At 66.7% G+C, this 21762-nt stretch carries 18 protein-coding genes; 6 read left to right on the forward strand and 12 right to left on the reverse strand.

Annotated elements, in window-relative coordinates; translation table 11 throughout:
* Window positions 1-81: 81 nt before the first annotated feature.
* Complete coding sequence (locus DXK93_RS28320; RefSeq protein ID WP_119451846.1) at window positions 82-1275, reverse strand: low temperature requirement protein A; 1194 nt, start codon at window positions 1273-1275, stop codon at window positions 82-84.
* A gap of 263 nt (window positions 1276-1538) precedes the next feature.
* Here DXK93_RS28320 and DXK93_RS31915 point away from each other — a divergent pair, with 263 nt between their 5' ends.
* Together DXK93_RS31915 and vapC are read left to right on the forward strand one after the other, a co-directional pair.
* The gene (locus DXK93_RS31915; RefSeq protein WP_147400292.1) at window positions 1539-1787 is read left to right on the forward strand and encodes a hypothetical protein; all 249 of its coding nucleotides are present in this window, start codon (window positions 1539-1541) and stop codon (window positions 1785-1787) included.
* Complete coding sequence (gene vapC, locus DXK93_RS28325) at window positions 1778-2188, forward strand: tRNA(fMet)-specific endonuclease VapC (RefSeq protein ID WP_119451847.1); 411 nt, start codon at window positions 1778-1780, stop codon at window positions 2186-2188. The genes DXK93_RS31915 and vapC overlap by 10 nt, the downstream gene beginning before the upstream one ends.
* Window positions 2189-2323: 135 nt before the next feature.
* Here the strand turns inward: vapC and DXK93_RS28330 are convergent, their stop codons facing one another.
* The 5 genes from DXK93_RS28330 to DXK93_RS28350 all read right to left on the reverse strand — a co-directional run bounded on the left by DXK93_RS28330 (window position 2324) and on the right by DXK93_RS28350 (window position 6645).
* Window positions 2324-3064 carry an ABC transporter ATP-binding protein gene (locus tag DXK93_RS28330; RefSeq protein ID WP_054459254.1) on the reverse strand — a complete coding sequence of 247 codons (741 nt, stop codon included), beginning with the start codon at window positions 3062-3064 and terminating at the stop codon, window positions 2324-2326.
* Window position 3065: 1 nt separating this feature from the next.
* Window positions 3066-3773, reverse strand: coding sequence for an ABC transporter ATP-binding protein (locus DXK93_RS28335; RefSeq protein WP_054459256.1), 708 nt, complete (start codon window positions 3771-3773; stop codon window positions 3066-3068).
* Window positions 3774-3787: 14 nt separating this feature from the next.
* The gene (locus tag DXK93_RS28340; RefSeq protein ID WP_054459258.1) at window positions 3788-4669 is read right to left on the reverse strand and encodes a branched-chain amino acid ABC transporter permease; all 882 of its coding nucleotides are present in this window, start codon (window positions 4667-4669) and stop codon (window positions 3788-3790) included.
* A gap of 9 nt (window positions 4670-4678) precedes the next feature.
* Window positions 4679-5671, reverse strand: coding sequence for a branched-chain amino acid ABC transporter permease (locus tag DXK93_RS28345; protein ID WP_054459260.1), 993 nt, complete (start codon window positions 5669-5671; stop codon window positions 4679-4681).
* A gap of 89 nt (window positions 5672-5760) precedes the next feature.
* On the reverse strand, window positions 5761-6645 hold the full coding sequence (locus tag DXK93_RS28350; protein ID WP_054459262.1) for a LysR family transcriptional regulator: 885 nt from the start codon (window positions 6643-6645) through the stop codon (window positions 5761-5763).
* Window positions 6646-6806: 161 nt separating this feature from the next.
* Between DXK93_RS28350 and DXK93_RS28355 the strand changes: the two genes are divergently transcribed.
* Entirely contained in the window at window positions 6807-8039 is a 1233-nt protein-coding gene (locus DXK93_RS28355; RefSeq protein ID WP_119451848.1) for an amino acid ABC transporter substrate-binding protein, read from the forward strand.
* A 64-nt stretch (window positions 8040-8103) separates the two neighbouring features.
* Window positions 8104-9522 carry an amidase gene (locus DXK93_RS28360; protein ID WP_119451849.1) on the forward strand — a complete coding sequence of 473 codons (1419 nt, stop codon included), beginning with the start codon at window positions 8104-8106 and terminating at the stop codon, window positions 9520-9522.
* A 69-nt stretch (window positions 9523-9591) separates the two neighbouring features.
* Here DXK93_RS28360 and DXK93_RS28365 read toward each other — a convergent pair whose 3' ends face one another.
* Complete coding sequence (locus DXK93_RS28365; RefSeq protein WP_119451850.1) at window positions 9592-10500, reverse strand: LysR family transcriptional regulator; 909 nt, start codon at window positions 10498-10500, stop codon at window positions 9592-9594.
* A 147-nt stretch (window positions 10501-10647) separates the two neighbouring features.
* Here DXK93_RS28365 and DXK93_RS28370 point away from each other — a divergent pair, with 147 nt between their 5' ends.
* Window positions 10648-11421, forward strand: a complete 774-nt coding sequence (locus DXK93_RS28370) for an SDR family oxidoreductase (protein ID WP_119451851.1) — start codon at window positions 10648-10650, stop codon at window positions 11419-11421.
* Between the two features lie 10 nt (window positions 11422-11431).
* Complete coding sequence (locus DXK93_RS28375; RefSeq protein ID WP_054459270.1) at window positions 11432-11701, forward strand: hypothetical protein; 270 nt, start codon at window positions 11432-11434, stop codon at window positions 11699-11701.
* A 53-nt stretch (window positions 11702-11754) separates the two neighbouring features.
* On the opposite strand, the gene DXK93_RS28380 is transcribed toward DXK93_RS28375, so the two are convergent.
* The 5 genes from DXK93_RS28380 to zapD form a co-directional block, all read right to left on the reverse strand.
* Window positions 11755-13275 (reverse strand): efflux transporter outer membrane subunit, encoded by a 1521-nt coding sequence (locus DXK93_RS28380; RefSeq protein WP_119451852.1) that lies wholly within the window; start codon window positions 13273-13275, stop codon window positions 11755-11757.
* Entirely contained in the window at window positions 13272-16385 is a 3114-nt protein-coding gene (locus DXK93_RS28385; protein WP_119451853.1) for a multidrug efflux RND transporter permease subunit, read from the reverse strand. The genes DXK93_RS28380 and DXK93_RS28385 overlap by 4 nt, the downstream gene beginning before the upstream one ends.
* Window positions 16382-19480: an MdtB/MuxB family multidrug efflux RND transporter permease subunit gene (locus DXK93_RS28390; RefSeq protein WP_119451854.1), complete on the reverse strand. Its 3099-nt coding sequence runs from the start codon at window positions 19478-19480 to the stop codon at window positions 16382-16384. The genes DXK93_RS28385 and DXK93_RS28390 overlap by 4 nt, the downstream gene beginning before the upstream one ends.
* A 13-nt stretch (window positions 19481-19493) precedes the next feature.
* Window positions 19494-20768: an MdtA/MuxA family multidrug efflux RND transporter periplasmic adaptor subunit gene (locus tag DXK93_RS28395; RefSeq protein ID WP_119451855.1), complete on the reverse strand. Its 1275-nt coding sequence runs from the start codon at window positions 20766-20768 to the stop codon at window positions 19494-19496.
* Between the two features lie 233 nt (window positions 20769-21001).
* Complete coding sequence (zapD, locus tag DXK93_RS28400) at window positions 21002-21754, reverse strand: cell division protein ZapD (protein ID WP_054459281.1); 753 nt, start codon at window positions 21752-21754, stop codon at window positions 21002-21004.
* Window positions 21755-21762 lie beyond the last annotated feature (8 nt).

Consider the following 21762-nt stretch of genomic DNA (forward strand, 5'->3'; position numbering starts at 1 on the left):
TGAAAGCCGCCGCCTGCCAGCTCCACGGGGGCATCCAACGGCTCCCTCTGGGGCAGCCCTCCGGCCCTCACGGGATTGACGCTACTCCGCGATTCCTTGCGGAACGCCGGCATGCGCCCTGCGCCGCGACACGCTCTCCCACGCCGCCACCAGAATCATGATCAACGTGGTCAAACCGCCCACCATGAGGTTGTCGGTCACAAAGGCCACGGGCGCCAGCACGGCCAGCAGCACCAGCCCCACTACGTGCGACAGCGGGAAGCGGCCGTAGACCACTGTCTTGTAAATGCCGTTGCCCGCCAGGTATAGCGCCGGGCCACCGATCAGCGCGGCGGCCGCCGGCATGGCGATGCGCCCGTCCGGATGCAATATGACGAGTTCGTTGGCCACGGCGGACACGATCACGCCGGCGATCAGGATGACGTGCACATAGTGGAACCAGGCGCCGATGCGGCCTGGATCGTCGCTATGCACGATGGCCTCGCTGCCGTCACGGCTGCTGGTGTCGAAGTACACCCACCACATGGCGGCCGTGCCCAGGAAAGCCGCCGGCAACGCGATCAGCGCGGGCGCGTTCCAGCGCTCCAGGCCGGCCAGCGTGGCGCCGGTGATGAGCAGGGTTTCGCCCAGCGCCACGATGACGAACAGCTGGCAGCGCTCGGCCAGGTGGCCGCCCTCGATCGTCCATTCGCTGGTCGCGGAACGCCCCAGGCCGGGAAACCGAAAGCCGATCATGGGCGACAGATACTCGCAGGCCACCGCCAGCGCCCACAGCGCCAGCCGCGTGCCGTCCTGGGACAGTCCGCCCGCAATCCACAAGACTGCCGACACGCACAGCCACGCCAGCATGCGGCGGAAGTTGGGCGCCAGCGGATGCGCAGGCCCCAGGTGCAGCACGATGAATAGCGTGCGTCCCACCTGGATCAGCGCGTAGCTGACGGCGAACACCAGCCCCGTGGCGCCGAACGCGCCCGGCAGGGCGGCGCCAAAGACCAGGCCGGCCAGCATCACGGCAAACAGCATGATGCGCATGGGCACGGCGTCGGGATCGAACCAATTCGTGACCCAGCAGGTGTATTGCCAACCCAGCCAGACGGCGAACCACAGCACCAGGGAGTGGAGCGCGCCCAACAAGGTCAGATCATGCAGCAGACCGTGGGAGATCTGGGTGACCGCGAAGACGTACACCAGATCGAAGAACAGCTCGACGAAAGTGACGCGGGCTTCGTGCCCGTCGCGGCGGCGCAGCAGGTTGGCGCTTGCGAGAAAGGTCATGGCGTGGGCCTCGCCTTGGGGATGATGGCGCAGCCAGATTAGCGCAAGGCGGGTCGTGCCGGATCGTCAAAAAATGCAAAGCCCGGCGGGCGTGGCGGCGATGCCACGGGCCGGATCTGCGCGGCCTTGCCGCCACCCGCAACAGCACGGAACCCAGCCGAAGCCGCACTAGGCTCGCAGCGACCTGCGGTAAGCCGTCATAGGCGGGAGACATGCGGCGCGCTATAAAAGGCGGGCGCCATACATCAGTCGAGGAGAGCGCCATGAAATCAGAATCCATCTATAAAACTTCCCATGGCCGCCCAGCAGGCCGGCGCAAAACCGCCGCCCGGCCAGCCAGTCCGGCACTGGGGTACATCGTCGCCATCAACCAACGGCAAACGCCGGCGCCGGCGCCCGCACCCGCCGACACGTCCTGGGACTCCTGGTTCGCAGGCGAGTCCGTCACTGCCGACTTTCTCAACGACCGCGATCAACCCGTGGACAGGGCAGGAGGCCGCTCATGCCGCTGAAGTTCGTGCTGGACACGAATACCTGCATCTTTGCCATCAAGAACAAGCCCGACGCAGTGCAGCAGGCGTTCAACCGACGGCAGGGCCAGTTATGTATCAGCGCGATCACCGCCATGGAGCTCGCTTATGGCGCGGAAAAGTCCGCCGCCCCCACCCGCAATCACGCCGTGGTCGACGGCTTCCTGAAGCGCCTGGAAGTGCTCGACTATGACCATGACGCGGCAGCAGATTCCGGTCAGCTTCGCGCGGAACTGGCGCGCGCCGGAACGCCCATCGGCCCCTACGACGCCATGATCGCCGGCCACACCCGCTCGCGCGGCCTGGTACTTGTTACGAACAACACGCGTGAATTTTCCCGCGTGCCCGGGTTGCGGCTGGACGATTGGACGCTGAAACACTGAGCCTGGGTGTCCGTCGCCCCGCTGTCGTGCCCCTGTCGTATCGCTGCGCCGTCCTATCGGCTACCTTGGTGACTCCGAACCAATGGAAAAAACGCCAGGTCGAAAAGCGGCTGGGGCGACCGCTCTGACCCGCAGTCAATCAATCTTGTAATCCATCCAGGACGCAACCATCTCGCGCAACCCGCCGCCGTCGTCGAAGGCTTCGCGCCCGCCCTCGGCCTTGTTGCGGCCCAGTTCCAGGATGTACATATAGTCGGACACCTCGGCGCAGCGGCGCACGTTCTGGTCCACCAGCACCACCGTCATGCCCTCGTCGGCAAAGCCGCGGATCAGCGTGTAGATCTCCTTGGAGATCTTGGGCGCCAGCATGGCGGTGGGCTCGTCCAGCAGGATGACGGACGGCTCGATCAACAAGGCCCGCCCGAACTCCACGAAACGCTGCTGTCCGCCGCTCATGCTGGAGACGGGGTCGTCGCGCTTCTGCGCCAGGATCGGGAAGCGGTCATAGACGGAGTCGATGCGCTGGCGCACGCGAGCCTTGTCCTTGCGGAACGGCCAGCAGCCCAGCAGCAGGTTGTCGTGCACCGACAATTCGCCAAACAGGCTGCGGTGCTGCGGCACGAAGGCCACGCCGTTGCTGGCGCGCTCGTGCGAGGGCTGGGCGCTGATGTCCGCGCCGCGCAGCGTGATGCGGCCGGTGCGCGGCGGCAGGAAGCCGAACATGGTCTTCAACACCGTGGACTTGCCGGCGCCATTGGGGCCGATGACGCCCGTCACCTTGCCCGCGCGCGCCTGGATGTTGACGTGGTTCAGGATGGTGATGTCGCCGTGGTAGGCCACGGTCACGTCTTCCAGCGCGAGTATCGACGTGCTCATGTCAGGCTCCCAGATAGGCTTCGACCACGCGGGGGTCGGCGCGCACTTGCTCGGCGTTGCCCTGGCTCAGGATGGCGCCTTCGTTCATGACGATGATGTGGTGGGACAGCTGGTAGATCGAGGTCAGGTCGTGCGACACCAGCACCACCGAGCAGTCGTGCTCGCCCGGCAGTTCGCGGATGACCGAGATCAGCAGTTGCGCCAGCGCCGGATTGACGCCCGCGAAAGGCTCGTCCAGCAACACCACCTTGGGTCGCGCCACCATGATGCGCGCCAGTTCCACCAGCTTCTGCTGTCCGCCGGACAGCTCCTCGGCGTAGTTGTGGCGCAGCCGGTGCAGCTCTACTTTGTGCAGCCAGTATTCGGATTGGGCGTAACGCTCGTCGGCGCTGCGGCCGGTCTGCTGCTGCGCGACCTCCAGATTGTCCAGCAGGGTCAGCTGCCGGAAGATGCGCGGCACCTGGAAGGTGCGGCCCACGCCCAGCCGCGCGACTTCGTGGATCTGCTTGCCGGCGATGTTCTGGCCGTCGAGCTCGATACGGCCCTCGTCCGGCGTGTAGATGCCGTTGATGCAGTTGAGCATGGTGGTCTTGCCTGACCCGTTCATGCCGATGACGCCCAGGATGGAGCCGCGCGGCACGTCCAGGTCCACGCCCTGCAAGGCGACCAGCCCGCCGAAGCGCTTCTTGAGATTGCTGACTTTCAACATGTGTCCGGCTCCTGTTAGCGCAGCGCCTGGCGGCCGAAGAGTCCGCTGGGCCGGATGAAGATGGTGGCGACCATGAGCGCAAAGCCGCAGATGGTGGCAATGGAAGGATTGAAGAACACCACCGAGACTTGCTCCGTTACGCCGAACAGCAGCGCGCCGACCAGGGCGCCCACCGGATGGCCCAGCCCGCCCAGCACGATGACGATGAAGCCGATCAGCGTGTAGTCGTTGCCCATGAACGGCGAGAACGCTGGAAACACCATCGCCACCAGCACGCCGCTGGCGGCGGCCAGGCCGATGCCCAGGCCGAAGGCCACGGCCGACAGGCGTTCGGCGTTGATGCCCACGATGCGCACCGCGTCGCGGTTCATGATGATGGCGCGCAGCGCCTTGCCCAGCTGGCTGCGGTACAGGAACACCGTCAGCGCGCCGATGATGGCCAGGGCGATCACCAGCGCCAAGAGGCGCACGGTCGGGATCAGCACCGGCCCGAATTTCAGGAACACGGGCTCGATCTCATAGGGCAATGAACGCGCGTCGGCGTCGAACACCAGCAGCATGATGGCGCCCAGCATGATGGACACGCCGAACATCAGCAGCAGCGAGCTGATCTCGGGATCGTCCGCCTTGGACAAGCGCGGAATCAGCACGAAGTACAGCAAGTAGCCCGCCAGGAAGAATGCGGCGAAGGCCAGCGGCAGCGCCACCAGCGGATTGATGCCGGCGTACTCCATCAGATAGAAGGCGAAGTACGCGCCCAGCACCAGGAATTCGCCGTGCGCGAAGTTGACCACGCGCAGCACGCCGAAGATCACGTTCAGCCCCACGCCGATCAGGCCGTAGATGGCGCCCAGGATCAGGCCGTTGATCAGCCCTTGGATAATCAGTCCGGTCATGGCGGTTCCTCAGGCGATGTAGCGGCGCAGTTGCGGCTTGCGTTTGATCAGGCTGCCGACGATGCCGCGCGGCAGGAACAGCATCAGCAGCACGATGATCAGGCCCAGCAGCAGCAGGTTCACCACCGGGAATTTCTGCCAGATCATGTGGTCGATGCCCAGTAGCGCCAGCGTGCCGACGACTGGTCCGAGGATGGTGCCGAAGCCGCCCGCCATCGCGTAGATGATGCTCTTGGCGGTGATCAGCACGTGGAAGGCGTACTCCGGATCCACCACGTTCGTGTACCAGGCCTCGATGCCGCCAGCCAGCGCCGGGAACAGCGCGGCCAGCAGCCAGGCCTTGAGGCGGGTGTTGGGCACGTGGATGCCGACGCAGGCGGCCGCGCCGTCGTCGTCGCGAATGGCCTTGAGCGCGCGGCCCAGGCTGGACACCGACAGCCAGGTGACGGTGGCAAGGGTGGCGCCCATCACCGCCAGCATGGCGTAGTAGCTATGCGTGGGGTTGTTGGCATTGGACAGGATGATGCCCATGCTGCCGCCGGTGAAGGACTGCGGCAGGTTGGAGATGATCAGCTTGACGATGGTGGCCAGCGCCAGGCTCACGATGCCGAAGTACACCCCGCGCAAGCGCAGCGTGGGCGCCAGCAGCAGCGCGATCGCCACGCCCACGCCGCCCGCCGCCAGCAGCGACGGCAGGATGGGCCAGCCCAGGATCTTGTAGCAAATGCCGGTGGCGTACGAACCCACGCCGTAGAACACCACGTAGCCGAACGGCAGATAGCCGGTGAAGCCGACGCAGATGTTCATGGCGCTGGCCATGGTGATCCACAACATCAGGTAGAACGCGAACGAGATGTTCGACGTGGCCATCGGAATCAGAGCCAGGCCCGCGGCCAGGCCGGCAAAGACGATGATGGCGATGCGGGTGCGCAACCGCATTGCGCGCTGATCCTGCGCGCGATGCGAGGCGGCGCCCGCCGCCAGGACGGGACTGCTGCTCATATGTCTTCCTCCGGGCCGTTTCCGGGTTGGACGGCCGCTTTATTTGGAGGCGATTATGAACAGTTCAAACCATAACTGCAAGTTAAGGACTAACCCTTATTTTCGGCAGGAAAGGCCTCGACAAGCACCCCGCGCAGCTCCTTGATGAACTCCAGGGCGATGGCCGAGGGCTCGCGGTTGCTTGCATAGACGGCCGAGATATTCAGGGGAATGCGCTCGGCCAGCGGCACGATGACCACGTCCGGCATGGTGTTCTGCATGACCGTGAACTCATCCACGATGGCAATGCCCACCCCGGCATTCACCAGGGCGCAGGCCAGCTGGCTCCATGGCACGTCGGCGCACATGCGGCACGGCAGGCCCGCCTGCTCGAAGGCGCCCAGCACCAGCATGCCGAAGGGCATGCGCGTCCCCACCACGATGTGCGGATGCGGCGACAGATCGGCCAGGCTCACCTCGGCACGAGCTGCCAGCGGATGCGCCTTGGGTATGGCGGCCACCATCTTCCCCACATGCAACGGCTGGGACGTCAGGAAAGGGTGGTCTGCCTGCATCACCACCAAGCCCAGCTCGGCCTCGCCCTGCAACACGTCGGTGATCAGCGTGGGCAGCGCCGTCGTGTTCAGGCGCAACAGCAGCTCGGGATGGCGCTGCTGGAAACGCGCCACGGCGCGCGGCACCAGGAACTGAGCCAAGCTGGGAATGGAGGCCAACCGCAGCACCCCCGTGCCGTGCTCCGCCAGCGCGTCGGCCAGATCGTTGACGCGCTGCATCATGCGCTGCGTTTTCTCGATTTCCTCAAACAGGCTCTGCACTTGCGAGGTCGGCCTGAGCTTGCCGCGAACCCGCTCGAAGAGCGTCACCCCCATGGCTTTTTCCGTATGCGCCAGCATCCGGCTGACCGCCGGCTGGGAAATATTCAGCAGCCGCGCGGCGCCGCTGATGGACCCGGCCATGACAATGGCCCACAACATTTCGGTCTGTCGGTAATTCAATTTATTCAAGGCGTGCGCTCCATGCCTATTTGTTATACGCTATCTCGCATGTTGAGCAAACATTGCCCAACATATGGCCTGTGTCCGATGGTCCGCCACGGAACGCGGGGCCGCATACCAAAAACGATAGGAGACCTCCCATGCACGCTAGACCCTGGCTGTCCCGCATACCGGCGCTGGCCCTCGCCGTCGCCGCCCTGACCCCTGCCCTGGGCGCCGCTCAGACCTCCGACAAGATCCGCGTCGGCATGACCGTATCGTCGACCGGCAGTTTCGCGCTCGCCTCGCAGTCGGGCGTGCGCGGCGTCGAACTGTGGGTCGACGACGTCAACCGCCGCGGCGGCATCGAAGTCAAAGGCAAGAAATACCCCGTCGAGCTGGTCAAGCTGGACGACCGCAGCGACAAGCAGATGGTGACCCGCGTTTACGAACGCCTGATTGTCGATGAAAAAGTGGATCTGGTGTTCGCGCCCTTCGGCTCCACCCTGACCGCCGCGGCCGCCACGGTGACCGAACGCCTGGGCAAGTACATGATGGTCTGGTCCGCCGCCAGCGACGACCTGTACAAGCAAGGCTTCAAGAACATGGTGTCGGGTACGCAGATGCCGGTGTCGGCGATGCTGCGCGCGAACATGGAACTGGCCGCCAAGCAGGGCGTGAAGAAGGTCGCGCTGCTGTATTCGGACGAACCGTTCCCGGCGGGCCTGGCCGAAGGCGGCAAGGAGCAGGCCGCCAAGAACGGCATGGAAGTGGTGCTGTTCGAGAAGTACCCCAAGGGCCAGAAGGACTTCAGCACGATCCTGCAGAAGGCCCGTGCGGCCGGAGCCGAGGCGCTGGTGCCGACCTCCTACGAGGGCGATCTGATCAGCATGACGCGCCAGATGAAGCAGCTGGATATCAACTTCCCGTATGTCTTCATGGTGTATGCGTCGACCCCGCAATTCCAGGCCATCGGCGCGGACTCCAACTACATCTACAGCCACACCAACTACCACCCCGCGATCAACTGGAAGGTCAACGCCGGCATGACGCGCGAGCAGTTCGCCGCCGCCTATGACCAGCGCTTCCCCAAGGCCGAGTTCCCGCCAGACTTCCAGACCGCGCTGGCCTATGGCGCGGGCGCGCTGACCGAGGAAATCGTCAAGCAAGCCGGCAACACCGACGCCGCCGCGCTGAAGAAGGCGTCGCTGGACCTGTCGGGCAAACTCACCGTCATGGCCGGTCCCTATGCCATCGACGAAACGGGCAAGCAGCTCTTGATGCCCTTCCCCGTGGTGCAGTTGCTGCCGGGCAAGGGCATGGTCCCGGTCTGGCCGGCCGACGTGGCCACGCAAAAGCCGGTGTACCCCGCCCCCGACTGGAACAAGCGCTGATCGCGCAGGCAGGAAGGCGGCGCGCGGCAGCCCGCGCGCCGCGCTGACATCACCCGAGGAAAACATGTCTGACATTGCATTTGCCACGCTCGGCGAACTTGCGCAGGGCCTGGCCGACGGCCGCTACAGCTCGGTCGAGCTGGCGCGCCACTACCTGGACCGCATCGACCGCGCCAACCCGGCGCTGGGCGCCTACGTCAGCGTCGACCACGCGGGCGCGCTGCGCCTGGCCGAAGCCGCCGACGCGCGCCGCCGCGCGGGCTACGGCCTGCTTGGCCCGCTGGACGGCCTGCCCGTGGCCGTCAAGGATCTGTGCGATATCGAAGGCCAGATCACCACGGCCGGCTCGCAAGCCTGGCGCGAGCGCCGCAGTGACACCACCGCCACCGCCGTGACCCGCCTGATCGACGCCGGCATGGTGGTGCTGGGCAAGACCCACATGGTCGAATTCGCCTTCGGCGGCTGGGGCACCAACCCCGTCATGGGCACGCCGCGCAACCCCTGGGACCTGGTGCGCGCCCGCATTCCCGGCGGTTCGTCCAGCGGCTCGGGCGTGGCGGTGGCCGCGGGCCTGGCGCCCGCCGCGCTGGGTTCGGACACAGGCGGCTCGGTACGCATTCCCGCCGCGCTCAACGGCATCACCGGCCTGAAAACCACGCGCGGCCTCATCAGCCTGTACGGCGCGGTGGCGCTGTCCCACACACTGGATTCCATCGGCCCGCTGACCCGCGACACCCGCGACGCGCTACTGCTGACCGCAGCCATGTCCGGACCCGACCCGCGCGATCCCGTGACGCGAGGCATACCCGCCTACCGCTACCGCGATCTGCGCGCGGGCGCGAAGCCGCTGGCCGGCACGCGCATCGCCGTCATGCCGCAGGCGCAGTACCCGATCGCCATCGACGCGGCGGTGCAAGGCGCGCTGGAGGACACGCGGCGCGCGCTGACCGACCTGGGCGCGGAATGCGTGGAAGCCCCCTTCCCCTTCGATTTCCACGACATGATGCTGCGCAACGGCCTGATCATCGCCGCTGAAGCCTACGCCCAGCACCGCGACTACATCGAGGACGACAGCCTGCCGCTGGGCCGCTACGTGCGCGCCCGCGTGCTGGGCGGCAAGCAGACCAGCGCCGCCGACTACGTGCTGGCGCTGCAAGCCCACGCCCGCGCCTGCCAGGCCTGGCTGGACTGGATGCGCGACTACGACGCGGTCCTCGCGCCCTGCCTGCCGTTTGCCGCCTGCCCGCTGGAAGACGTGGACGAGGCCGCCACGCCGCTGGCCGCCTTCACCCGTCCCGGCAATTACGTCAATGCCTCGGGCCTGGCGCTGCCCGCCGGCTTTGCCGCGGACGGCATGCCCATCGGCGTGCAGCTGCTGGGCAAGCCCAATGGCGAAGACGCGCTGGGCCGCATCGGCATGGCATTCCAGGCGGCCACCGACTGGCACCTGCGGCGTCCGGATCTGTCTGCGATCCAGTTGTAGACCGACGGTTGTAGACCCCAGGCCACCAAGGCCGGCCCCTCAGCAAGACGGGCCGGCCTTTTTTTGCGTTCAACCCAGTCCGCAAGCCGGCCGCAGCAGCGCCTCCAGCCAGTCCGCGAACACCTGCACCCGCCGCGATGGAGATCGCCGCTGCGGATAAAGCAGCGTCATCGGCATGGGCGCGGGGCGGTGGTCGGGCATGACTTCGACCAGCTCGCCCGCGGCGATCTGCGGCTGCACATCGTAGGCCGGAATCTGAATCAGACCCAGACCCGCGACGCAGCTGGCAATATAGGCTTCGGCGCTATTGACCGTGACCCGCCCACGCAGAGGCGCGGTCCGGGACACGCCGCCATCCAGCCATTCCCAGGGCGCCAACCGGCCGGTGGATGGCGAAGCGTAGTTCACGCAAGCATGCCCCGTCGCCAGATCGTCCGGCGTCAACGGCACGCCATGGCGCGCCAGGTATGCCGGGCTGGCGACGTTGATCAAGCCCAGCATGCCTATCGGCCGCGCCACCAGGCCCGAATCCGGCAACACGCCGACTCGCAGCACGCAGTCCACGCCCTCTTCGATCAGGTTCACGGCACGGTCCGTCACGCCCAGCGTGACGTCGATCTGCGGATAGGCCTCCAGAAAAGACGGCAACGCTGGCGCCACGATGAGGCGGCCCACGCGTCCGGGCACGTCCACGCGCAGCATGCCGCTGGGACCCACCGAACTGTGGCGAAAGAGGTTCTCGGCCTCTTCCATGTCAGCCACCAGGCGCAGACAGCGCTCATAGAAGGCCGCGCCTTCCTGCGTGGGCGCCACCTGCCGCGTGGTGCGGTTCAGCAGCCGCGCGCCCAGCCGGCCCTCCAATTCCTGCACGGCGGCAGACACCGTGGAGCGCGGCAGGCCCAGCGTGTCCGCCGCGCGCGAGAAGTTCGCGCATTCAACGACGCGGGCGTAAACCCGGAACAGATCTATGCGGTCCATGGGGCGGATGGCTCCTGCGAGGCCTGGCCTCACTGTTCGTGATTTCTGGATAGAGATACCAGAAATATCAGTTTTGTGCGGATTTTTTGGAATATATCATCGTCGGCACAAGGGCTCGCATTCGGCAGCCCGATAGCGGAGAGGACCATGGCAGACCACGGAATCAAAGGCAAAACCGTCATCATCGCGGGCGGCGCGAAGAACCTGGGCGGCTTGATCGCGCGGGACCTGGCGCAGCAAGGCGCGCGCGCGGTGGCGGTGCATTACAACAGCGCGGCCACCAAGGCCGACGCCGACGCGACGGTCGCCGCCGTCAAGGCCGCCGGCGCGCAGGCCGTCGCCTTGCAGGCCGACCTGAGTTCGGCCGGCGCAATGGAAAAGTTGTTCGCCGACGCGGTGGCCGAGGTAGGCCGGCCGGACATTGCGATCAATACCGTCGGCAAAGTGCTGAAGAAGCCCTTCACCGAAATCACGGAAGCGGAATACGACGAGATGGCTGCGGTGAACTCGAAGTCCGCCTTCTTCTTCCTGAAGGAAGCCGGCCGCCACGTCAATGACAACGGCAAGATCTGCACGCTGGTGACCTCGCTGCTGGGCGCCTACACGCCCTTTTACGCGGCCTACGCCGGCACCAAGGCGCCGGTGGAGCACTACACCCGCGCCGCGTCCAAGGAGTACGGCGCACGCGGCATTTCCGTGACGGCGGTAGGGCCCGGTCCCATGGACACGCCGTTCTTCTATCCGGCCGAAGGCGCCGACGCGGTGGCGTACCATAAGACCGCGGCCGCCTTGTCGCCGTTCTCGAAAACCGGGCTGACCGATATCGAGGACGTGGTGCCCTTCATCCGCTTCCTGGTGTCGGACGGCTGGTGGATCACCGGCCAGACGGTGCTGATCAACGGCGGCTACACCACCAAATAGGAGCGGCGCCATGCACGTACTGTTGACCATCGTCGGAGGCCTGCTGCTGCTGGCCGTGTTCGCGCTGTTCGGCAAGCAATGGGGCGGCGACGCCGCAGGCTCGATCGCCGCGGCCAAACTGTTCCTGCCCGCGTGGCTGCTGATGGCTATCGTCAACATGTGGGTCGGCGTCACGCGCGCCGGCTACACGGTGCGCGAAGAACTGCCCATCCTGCTGCTGGTGTTCGCGGTACCCGCCGCGGCGGCCTGGCTGGTCATCGCCTTCCTGCCGCGCGGGTGAAACGCTGGCATTGACCGCGCCAGCGCTCCATTCCGCATCCGCGCGGCCCGACCTCAGGGCTGCGCGGGAGCCGCCGCAGGCGCGACGGGATTGTCCGCGCGCGCTTGCGCCCCCGCGGCAGGCAGTCCTTCCCATCCGCCGCCCAGCGCCACGATCAGATTGACGCTGGCCGCGAAGCGATTACCCAGCAGGCTCAGCGCATTGCGTTCGCTGTTGAGCGCGGTGGCGTCCACCACCGCCACGCTCAGGTAATCGACCAGACCCGCCTTGTACTGGTTCTGCGTCAGGCGCAGCGATTCACGCGCCGCTTCGAGCGCGCGGCGCTGCACCACCTGTTCGTTCTCCATGACGCGCAACTGGATCAGGTAGTCCTCGACCTCGCGCAATCCGGTCAGCGCCGTCTGACGGTAGGCGGCCGCTTGCGCGTCATAGGACGCGCGCGCCTGTTCCACCTGCGCCTCGCGCGCGCCGCCATCGAATATCGTCAGCGCCAGCGCCGGTCCCAGCGACCAGAAACGCGCCGGCACCGTCAACAGTTCCGCGAACTGGCCGTTGCGAAAACCGCCATCGGCCGACAGCGTCAGGCTGGGGAACCACGCGGCCTGCGCCACGCCGATCTGCGCATTGGCGGCGGCGGCGCGGCGTTCGGCCGCCGCCACGTCAGGACGGCGTTCCAGCAGCTCGGAAGGCAGGCCCACCGGGATCTGCGGTAGTTGCAGCGCGAACACCGTGGGCGGCAGGCTGAATTGCGACGGCGCCTGGCCCATCAGTACGGCGATGGCGTGTTCGAGCTGGCCGCGCTGCCAATCCAGGTCGATGGATTGCGCGCGCGTGCTTTCCACCTGCGTGCGCGCCACGGCCACGTCGGCCTGCCCCGCCACGCCCACGGCGTAGCGGTTCTGCGTCAGCTGCAGGGATTTTTCATAGGCCGCCACGGTGGCGTCCAGCAGGCGTTTCTGTTCATCCAGCACGCGCAATTGCAGATAGGCCTGCACCAGCGCGGCCTGCGCGCTCAGGCGCGTGGCGCCCAGGTCGGCCAGGCTGGCCGCGGCGCTGGCCTCCGAGGATTCCACGCTGCGCCGCACGCGGCCCCACAGGTCCACTTCCCAGCTGACGCTGCCGGTCAGTGAATACTGGTTCGAAACATTGCTGCCGGACGAAGTCGAAGAACCATTCTGCCCGCCGCCGCTGCCCGAGCGCGTCATGCCCGCGCCCGCGCCCACCGTGGGGAAGAAGCCGGCGCGCGCGCCGCGCACCAGGCCCAGCGCCTGCCGGTAGTTGGCCTCGGCCTGGGCCACGGTCTGGTTGGACGCGTTCAGGCGCTCCACCAGGCCGTTCAAGGTCGCATCGTCGTAGACCTGCCACCATGCGCCGCGCTCGGCCTGGTCCAGCGGCCGGGCGGGCTTCCAGCCTTCGACCTGGTCCTGCCCTTCCTTGTAGGCCGTGCCCACGTCCAGCGCCGGGCGCTGGTAATCGGGGCCGACCGCGCAAGCGCCCAGCAGCGCGCACAGCGCGGCCGCGGCGATGCTGCGGGGAAAGAACAGGTTGGGAACAGACTTGGCGTTGCGCATCATGTGGGTTCTATGGAAGCGGAGGACCCGTTCCTGGAAGCGCGCTTGCGCGCGGCCCAGAGACGGAAGCGGTCCAGGTAAAGATAGACCACGGGCGTGGTGTACAGCGTGAGGATCTGGCTCAGGACCAGGCCGCCGACGATGGTAATGCCCAGCGGCTGGCGCATTTCCACCCCGGCGCCAGTGGCGAGCACCAGCGGCAGCGCGCCGAAGATGGCGGCCATGGTTGTCATCATGATGGGGCGAAAGCGCGTCAGGCACGCCTGGAAAATGGCCTCGCGCGGATTCATCCCCTGGGTGCGCTCGGCGTCCAGGGCGAAGTCCACCATCATGATGGCGTTCTTCTTGACGATGCCGATCAGCAGGAACACCCCGATCAGCGCAATCAGCGTGAAGTCATAGCGCACCAGCAGCAGTGCCAGCAGCGCGCCCAAACCGGCCGACGGCAGGGTCGACAGGATGGTCAGGGGATGCACAAAGCTTTCATACAGGATGCCCAGCACGATGTACATGGTGACCAGCGCCGCCAGGATCAGCCAGGGCTGCTGCGCCAGCGTCTGCTGCAGGGCCGCGGCGGTGCCCTGGAAGCCGGCCTGGATCTGGTCCGACGGCAGGCCGATGCGCGCCACCGCCGCATCGATGGCGCTGGTGGCCTGGCCCAGCGACACGCCGGGCGCCAGGCTGAACGAGATGGTATCGGCCACGAACAGCCCCTGGTGCTGCACGCTGAGCGGCGCGTTGGCGTTTTCCAGGCGGGTGAAGGCCGACAGCGGCACGCGCGCGCCGGCCGTGGTGATGACTTCGACCTGCCTGAGCGATTCGATGTCCTGCGCGAACTTCGGGTCCACGCCCAGCACCACATGGTACTGATTCAACGGCCCGTACATCACCGACACCTGGCGCTGGCTGAAGGAGTTGTTCAGCACCGTGGAAATGGTGGACATGCTGACGCCCAGGCGGGTCGCGGCCTCGCGGTCGATCACCAGGTTGATCTGGCGTCCCTTGTCCTCGACGTCGGTGTCCACATCGGTGATTTCGGGAATCTGCGCCATGGCCTGCTGCACCTTGGGCATCCAGGTGCGCAGCAATTGCAGGTCGCCCGCCATCAGCGTGTAGTCGTAAGAGCCCTGGCTCTGACGCCCGCCGATGCGTATGTCCTGCTGCGACACCAGGAACATGCGCGCGCCCGGCATGTTCTGCAGCTTGCCGCGCAGCCGGTTGATGACCACGTCCGCCGAAACTTTGCGCTCTTCCAGGGGCTTTAACTGGATCTGCATGAAGCTGCTGTTGCTGCCGCCGCGTCCGCCCGCGTAACCCGTCATGCTCTGCACGGCCGGATCCGCCAGCACCACCTTGCGCAGCGCTTCCAGCTTGGGCAGCGTGGCCTGGAACGAGGTGCCCTGGTCGACCCGGAAAAAGCCCAGCAGCTGGCCCGTGTCCTGCTGTGGGAAGAAGCCCTTGGGCACCACGGTGTACAGATAGACGTTCAGGCCCACGGCCACCGCCAGGATCAGCATCATCAGGCGGCTGTGCGTCAGCGCCCAGCGCAGGCTGCGGCGGTAGCCGTCCAGCATGGCGTCGAAGCCACGCTCCGACCAGCGCGCGAGCCGGCCCGGCGGCTTCTCTTCCGGTGCTTCCTGACGCAACAGGCGCGCACACATCATGGGCGTCAAGGTCAGCGACACCACCAGCGACACCATGATGGCGGCCGACAGCGTCACCGCGAACTCGCGGAACAGCCGCCCGACCACGCCGCCCATCAGCAGGATGGGGATGAACACCGCCACCAGCGACAGGCTCATCGACAGCACCGTGAAGCCCACTTCGCGCGAACCGCGCAGCGCCGCACGCATGGGCGACATGCCTCGTTCCACGTGGCGCATGATGTTCTCCAGCACCACGATGGCGTCATCCACCACGAAGCCGGTCGCCACGATCAGCGCCATCAGCGAAATGGTGTTCAGCGTGAAGCCGCTGAGGTACATGATGCAGAAGGTGCCGATCAGCGACACCGGCACCGCCACGCTGGGAATGATGGCCGCGCGCCAGCGCCGCAGGAACAGCAGCACCACCAGCACCACCAGGCCCACCGCGATGATCAGGGTCAGCTCGGCCTCGTGCAGCGAGGCGCGGATGCTGGGCGTGCGGTCCTGCGCCACCGTCATGTGCGCGTCCGCCGGCATCAGGGCCTGCAGGATGGGCAACTGGGCGCGCACCGCGTCCACGGTTTCGATGATGTTGGCGTCGGCCTGCCGCCGCACGATCATCAGGATGGCCTTGCGTTCATTGAAGAAGCCGGTCTGGTACAGGTCTTCGACCGAGTCTTCCACGCGGGCCACGTCGGACACGCGCACCGGCGCGCCGTCCTTCCAGGCGACGATCAGCGGCCGGTATTGTTCGGCGCGGCTGAGCTGGTCGCTAGCCATGATCTGCCAGTGGTAGCGGTCATTCTCCAGCACGCCCTTGGGGCGATTGGCGTTGGCGTTGGCCAGGGTGGTGCGCAATTGGTCCAGCGAGACGCCGCGGTTGGCCAGCGCCCCCGGCAGCACGGTGACGCGCACCGCCGGCAGCGAACTGCCGCCCACCGTCACCTCGCCCACGCCATCCACCTGCGACAGCTTCTGCGCCACGATGGTCGAAGCGATGTCGTAGAGCTGGCCCTGGCTGAGCGTGTCGGACGTCAGCGCCAAGGTCATGATGGGCGCGTCGGACGGATTCGACTTGTGATACGTCGGGTTGCTGCGCAGGCTGGTCGGCAAGAGCGAACGCGCCGCGTTGATGGCGGCCTGCACGTCGCGGGCCGCGCCGTTGATGTCGCGCGACAGATCGAATTGCAGCGTGATGCGGGTGGAGCCCTGCGAGCTGCTGGAAGTCATCTCGGTCACGCCGGCGATGCTGCCCAGCGAGCGCTCCAGCGGCGTGGCCACGCTGGACGCCATGGTCTCCGGGCTGGCGCCCGGCAGGCTGGCCGACACCGAAATGGTAGGGATATCCACCTGCGGCAGCGGCGCCACCGGCAAGAGGAAGAATGACAGCAAGCCCGCCAGCACGACCGCCAGGCTCAGCAGCGTGGTCGCCACCGGCCGGACGATGAAGGGTGCTGACAGGATCATGACGCATCCCCCGCCGGCGCCTGATCCACGCCGCGCCAGCGGCGCGACATGCGGTCGAACATCAGATAGATGACCGGCGTGGTGAACAGCGTCAGCACCTGCGACAGCAGCAGCCCGCCCACCATCACCAGGCCCAGCGGCTGGCGCAGCTCCGCGCCCGTGCCGGTGGACAGCATCAGCGGCAGCGCGCCGAACAGGGCGGCCAGCGTGGTCATCAGGATGGGCCGAAAGCGCAGCAGCGCCGCCTCATGGATGGCCGCGCGCGGACTCAGCCCGCGCTTGCGCTCCGCGTCCAGCGCGAAGTCGATCATCATGATGGCGTTCTTCTTGACGATGCCGATCAAGAGGATGATGCCGATGATCCCTATCATGTCCAGCTCGGTGCCGCTGATCAGCAAGGCCAGCAGCGCCCCCACGCCGGCCGAGGGCAGCGTCGACAGGATGGTGATGGGATGGATGTAGCTTTCGTACAGCACGCCCAGCACGATGTACATCGTCACGATGGCGGCCAGGATCAGCCACAAGGTGCTGGACAGCGAATTCTGGAACGCCAGCGCCGCGCCCTGGAAGCGCGTCTCGACGCCGGTGGGCAAACCGATGTCGGCCTCGGCCGCGATGATGTCCTCCACCGCGCCGGACAAGGACGCGCCCGGCGCCAGGTTGAAGGACACCGTCACCATCGGGAACTGGTCCAGCCGGTTCACCGCCAGCACCGTCTTGCCTTCGCTGATATGCGCCACTGACGACAGCGGCACCTGCGCCCCGGTCGAGGTAGGCACGTGGATCTGGCCCAGCGAGGCCGGCGTCACCTGGAACTGCGGTTCGACCTCCAGCACCACGCGGTACTGGTTGGATTGCGTGAAGATGGTGGAAATCAACCGCTGGCCGAAGGCGTTGTAGAGCGCCTCGTCGATCACCGCCGCCGTGATGCCCAGCCGCGACGCGGCGTCGCGGTCGATCTCGACCCAGGTCTGCAGGCCATCGTCCTGCAGGTCGTCGGTCACGTCCTTCAGGCCCGGAACCTGGCGCAGGCGGTTCACCAGCTTGGGCGTCCATTCGCTCAGCACCTTCAGGTCGGGATTGGACAGCGTCATCTGGTACTGCGTGCGGCTCACGCGGTCCTCGATGGTCAGGTCCTGCACCGGCTGCATGTAGACGGTCAGGCCATCCTGCTTGGCCAGCGCCTGCTCCAGGCGTCCCATCACCGTGCGCAGGTCGCCGTTGCGCTCGGCTTGCGGCTTGAGCGCGATCTGCATGCGTCCGGCGCTGAGCGTGGCGTTGCTGCCGTCCACGCCGATGAAGGACGATACGGCCTGCACGTCGGGATCTTCCAGCACCAGGCGCGCGGCCTCGCGCTGACGCTCCGCCATGGCGGGGAAGGAAATCGATTGCGGCGCCTGGGTGATGGCCTGGATCAGCCCGGTGTCCTGCTGCGGGAAGAAGCCCTTGGGAATCACCAGGTACAGCAACACGGTCAGCGCGAAGGTCGCCAGCGCCACCAGCAGCGTCAGCGGCTGATGCCGCAGCACGACCTGCAGCCAGCGGTCGTAGCCGGCGATCACGCGGTCGATGAAGGCGCCCGTAACCTGATGGAAGCGGCCGTGCTTCTGCTCGGATTCGGCGCGCAAGAGGCGCGCGCACATCATGGGCGTCAGCGTCAGCGACACCACCAGCGATATCAGGATGGAAACGGCCAGCGTGATGGCGAACTCGCGGAACAGCCGCCCCACCACTTCGGTCATGAAGAGCAGCGGGATCAGCACGGCGATCAGCGAAAAGGTCAGCGAGATCAGCGTGAAGCCGATCTGCGAGGCGCCCTTGAGCGCGGCTTGCAGCGGCGTCTCGCCTTCTTCGATGTGGCGGGCGATGTTCTCGATCATGACGATGGCGTCGTCCACCACGAAGCCGGTGGCGATCGTCAGCGCCATCAAGGTCAGGTTGTTGATGGAGAAGCCGGCCAGGTACATGATGCCGAATGTGCCCACCAGCGACAGCGGCACCACCACGCTGGGAATTAGCGTGGCGGTCAGGCTGCGCAGGAACACGAAGGTCACCATGACCACCAGGGCCACGGCCAGCATCATCTCGAACTGCACGTCAGCCACCGAATCGCGGATGGTCTGGGTGCGGTCGGACACCACGCTCACATCCAGGGTCGCGGGCAACGCGGCGCGCAGCTGGGGCAGCAGCGCCTGGATCCGGTTGACCACGTCGATCACGTTGGCGCCCGGCTGGCGCTGGATGTTCAGGAGGATGGCGGGCTTGTCGCCGGCCCAGGCCGCCTGGCGCGTGTCCTCGGCGCCTTCGACGGCGCGCGCCACGTCGGACAGGCGCAGCGGCGCATTGTTCTTGTAGGCGATGATCAGGTCGTTGTAGTCGGTGGGCGTCTTGAGCTGATCGTTGGCGTTGATGGTGGTGGACCGCTGCGGTCCGTCCAGATTGCCCTTCGGCTGGTTGACGTTGGCGCCAACGATGGCCGTGCGCAGGTCCGACAGCGACAGGCCGTTGGCCGCCAGCGCCTGCGGATTGACCTGTACCCGCACCGCCGGACGCTGGCCGCCCGCCACGCTGACCAGGCCCACGCCGGGAATCTGCGACAGCTTCTGCGCCACCCGGGTATCCACCAGGTCGCGCACCTGCGGCAAGGGCATGGTGGGGGACGTGATCGCCAGCGTCAGCACCGCCGCATCCGCAGGGTTCACCTTGTTGTAGGTCGGCGGCACCGGCAGGTCGCTGGGCAGCAGGTTCGAGGCGGCGTTGATCGCCGCCTGCACCTGCTGTTCGGCCACGTCCAGGGGCAGCGTCAAATTGAACTGCAGCGTGATGACCGAGGCCCCGCCCGAACTGGTGGACGACATCTGGTTCAGGCCCGGCATCTGTCCGAACTGCCGTTCCAGTGGCGACGTCACCAGCGAAGTCATCACATCGGGACTGGCGCCGGGGTACAGCGTCACCACCTGGATCGTCGGATAGTCCACTTCCGGCAGGGCCGAAACGGGCAGCAGCCGGTAGGCGATGAAACCGGCGATCAGGATCGCCACCATCGACAGCGTGGTGGCTACCGGACGCAGGATGAACAGGCGCGACGGGCTCACGATGTTTCCCGGCTTACTTCGACGGCGGCGTGGTGCCGGCCGGCGCGCCCGCGCCCAGGGTCTTGTCGCGGGTGGCGGGGATCACGTCCGAGCCGCCCACCACTTCCACCTTGGCGCCCGCGCGCAGGCGGTCGGTGCCTTCGACGACCACCCGGTCGCCGGGCTGCAGGCCTTCGTTGACGGCCACCATGCCGTTGTTGACGGCGCCCAGCTTCAGCTGGCGCACCTGCACGGTGTTGTCCTGCTGCACCAGGAACACGAAGGCGCCGGCCGAGCCTTGCTGGATGGCGGCGGTCGGGATCGCGGTCACGTCCTTGCGCGTGAGCACGTGCAGGCGCACGTTGACGAACTGGTTGGGAAAAAGCGCGTCGTCGGCGTTTTCAAAACGCGCCTTCAGCTTCAGGGTGCCGGTGGTGACGTCGATCTGGTTGTCCATCGTTTCCAGCCGGCCCGTGGCGATGCGCCGGGTGTCGGCGCGGTCATAGGCATCCACCGCCAGCGTCTTGCCGGCGGCGATCTCGGCGCGCACTTCGGGCAGCTGGGTCTCGGGCAGCGTGAACACCACGGAAATCGGCTGGGTCTGGGTGATCACCACCAGTCCGTTGGTGTCCGAGCTGGACACCAGATTGCCGCGGTCCACCTGGCGCAAGCCCAAACGGCCACTGATGGGCGCGGTGATACGCGCGTATTCCAGTTGCAGGCGGGCGTTGTCCACGTTGGCCTGGTCGCTCTTGACGGTGCCTTCGTACTGCCGCACCAGGGCGGCCTGCGTGTCGACCTGCTGCTTGGCGATCGAGTCCTGCTTGTACAGCGCCTGATAACGCTGCAGGTCGCGCCGGGCGTTCTCCAGCTGGGCCAGGTTCTGCATCTGCGTGCCGCGCGCCTGGTCCAGGGCCACCTGGAACGCCCGCGGGTCCACCTGCGCCAACAGGTCGCCGGCCTTCACTTGCTGGCCCTCCTGGAAGGCCACTTCCACCAGTTCGCCGCTGACCCGGCTGCGCACGGTAACGGTGTTGTAGGCGGTGACCGTGCCCAGCGACTTCAGGAAGATATCGATGTCCTGCTTGGCGGCCGTGGCGATGCGCACCGGCACCGCGGGGGTCATCATGGCGCCCGCTGGCGGCCGGCCGCCGGGACGCCCCCCCGGGGCGCCCGCCCCGCCCGGCTTGGCCGCGGGCCGCAGCACCAGCCAGGCTATGCCCGCCACAACGAGCAATACCAGCGCCAGCCCAAGCAGGCGGCGGCGGGTCCAACGGGTGGGCGGAGATACGGGACGGCTATCAGGCATGGAACAGTTCCGGCACGGGCGGAGGAAAGCCGTATTGTGTACCAGACCGTCCCGGTTTCCAGCGCCGCGATCCCTGGTTGAAACTGGGAGCAACAGGAATCTGGGCGGAAGGCAAAGTGGGCCGCCTGGCCCCGCAGGCTTGGTCCGCCTTGCCCCATTCAAGCGCTGCTTGGTGGGTTACGCGCGTCGGACAACGGGCGGAGTTGCGCGAGGATGCTCGCGCTCCACCCATCCTATGAGGTGCAGAGCGTCATCTGGAAGGGGACGTCGCGGGCGACCTGCTGGGGCTTGAATTCGCCGTCCTGGGTGGAAAAACGTATCCAGATCATGTACTTATTGGCACTGATCTCGGGAAACACGCCCTGGGCGGGGTCCAGCCAGACCCGCAGCAGCTGGAACTGCTTGCCGCCCAGCATCTGCTGGTAGGCGCCCTGCTCGCCCACGATGTCCGACTTGCGGCCCGATTCGCGCAGCAGGCGCAGGGCCAGGGTCAGGCCGTCATACAAAGGAATGAAGGGTGCCACCCAGGCCTGCAGGTCGGCGCAGCGGGCGGCCTCGGATTTGTTCTGCCAGGCGAAATACGAGGGCATGTCGACCTGCGTGGCGCTGCCCGGCACCGACAGGCGTCCGCGCAGGCTGGTCAGCCATTCGTTTTCGCGCAGGGACTGGCCGGTCTTGCCAGGCGCGGCCAGCGCCGTGGTCACCTTTTCCATTTCGCGCAGCATGGCTTCAAGCGCATCCTGTGCAACGCCGGGATGATCGCGCAGCCCGACCAGCGCCATGCGCTGGCGTTCCAGGTCTTGCAGAACCGCGCCTTTTACATCGGTGCGTTCGCAGGCGTCGAGCAAGTCGAACAGGGAGGTGACGGCAACCTGATGCAGGCGCGAGTCCCCCTCGCGGGCAAAGAAGAACAGCCTGTCGAACAGGTATTCCAGCCGCAGATAAGCGCGGATGCGCTCATTGAAGGGGTATTCGTAAACGATCACGCTTCTTT

This window comes from Achromobacter sp. K91 (genome assembly GCF_003576205.1).
GTDB classification, from domain to species: Bacteria; Pseudomonadota; Gammaproteobacteria; order Burkholderiales; family Burkholderiaceae_B; genus Achromobacter; species Achromobacter aegrifaciens.